Annotated in this window: 1 protein-coding gene; it reads right to left on the bottom strand. The window is 34.1% G+C overall.

All coding sequences use genetic code 11. The features are described from left to right. Nucleotides 1-919 precede the first annotated feature (919 nt). Nucleotides 920-1,564 (bottom strand): response regulator, encoded by a 645-nt coding sequence (locus HW45_RS04740; protein WP_160171200.1) that lies wholly within the window; start codon nucleotides 1,562-1,564, stop codon nucleotides 920-922. Between the last annotated feature and the right edge of the window lie 133 nt (nucleotides 1,565-1,697).

Below are 1,697 nucleotides of genomic sequence, written 5' to 3'. Positions count from 1 at the left end.
GTAATAATAATGAACAAGTGTGTCACTACTTAAGAACATTAAAAGATGGTAAAGATGAATTTACAATGCCTACAAAGTATTTTGAAAATATAGAAAGTAACACTTGGTTTATGAAGGTAAATATCATTACATAGTGAGGGGATAGTAGTTGCTTTACACAATACATAGTGTAATGATGCTTCTATTTTTTCTGTATGTTCTAGCCACAGAGCTCTTAGGATGCTTTGCTTGAATAAGAGAGGGCTCCTGAAAAGCTACACTATCACGTGTGGGGTAGAGATGTCGAATTCGTCACTATATCCCCCTGTCATATTTCCTTTTATAGCTTTCGCTATCTCTCTAAGCTTTCCTAATGGTTCGGTTTGTTTGCTTAGCTAAATTAGTATACTCTATCATATTCGTCACATCAGAAAGTGTTAGTTCAGTTACGATAATTTCTATTCAGAGCAAGATAAAGTTTACGCTAGGTTAGACGCTTACCATCGGTTCCGTGTATTTTAACTTTCTATTGTCTCTACCATGTATTTTGAGTCGTTTACAATCTTAGTAAGGTGTTGAACAGTGCGCCTAAGAATGAGGATTTGAAATTTGCCTCTACATCCTTAGCTCAGAGGTTTTTCCAAGAATAGTAAGAGGTGTTGGTCAATCTAAAACAGAATGATGAAGTCTTGTAGATCCTTAAAAAGTAAGAAAGATGTGAGAACTGTAGTTATAACAAGCTCGCGTCTATTTGGTTGAGGATTCTTCAACTTGGTTATCTCATCTCCAAATAAATGATGAATCAGGCTGAACAAAGAGTTATTGTACTTGAGCCATTAAGTAGTTTATGACGAAACTACTAAATGGAATCAAGCTCAGGAATAGATTTTGGAGATATGACGGTAACGTAATGTGTGCCACAGAGCCTACTTAAAGAACTCTATTCTTCATCCAAAACTTGATTTAAAGCGTCTAAAAAATCCAAAATACTCTGTTTAAAGTTATCATCTATGCTTTCAAACGAATTTGCTAATATTTTGACGTTGCTTAATATGATTAGTGCATAACTTTCTGGAAGAATCATATTGATCGCTCCATGCATTCGATGAACTATTTTTCTAACAGAAATGATATCTTGTTTTTTTAGCGCATGACGTACTCTAATTATGTCATTCTTTGTGACTGATAACAGTTCTTCCTTATAAATAGATAAATCCACCAACTCGTTTGATTTGCTGTTTTCTTCTTTATCTAACTTCAGCGCTAACTCTACTTTCGTCTTTACATCCGTGGCTATAAACGGTTTAGATATTTGATATTTGAACAAATGCTCATAGTGCTTTTCTATCGCATCTGAAGAAGATGATATCAAAGGAAGAGTATTGTTAAACTTAAATGCTACATATTGCGCCAAAATGTAGCCATCTTGATGAGGCAAAACAATATCTGTAATAACTAAATCAAAATGATACATACTGAGTTTGTTAATAGCTTCTTCTGTTGTCGTACAGCTGACGGTATCTATTCCGATGTTTGCTAAGATGTCGGCAAGAATAAAATTATTAACCTCTGTATCGTCGACCAATAGTACTCGTTTAGTTGGTAACATAATGAAATATCTCAATTTTTATATTAGTCAATAGTACATAAAAACAGAACAAACGCAAGAGTAGGTATTGTTAAAATTTGAGACTCTAACTGGCTTTGTTGCCGAATTC

The organism is Vibrio sp. ER1A, assembly GCF_000733315.1.
Lineage (GTDB): Bacteria > Pseudomonadota > Gammaproteobacteria > Enterobacterales > Vibrionaceae > Vibrio > Vibrio mediterranei.
Note: the sequence above shows the minus strand (reverse complement) of the source record. Positions and strands in the feature narration are given on the sequence as shown.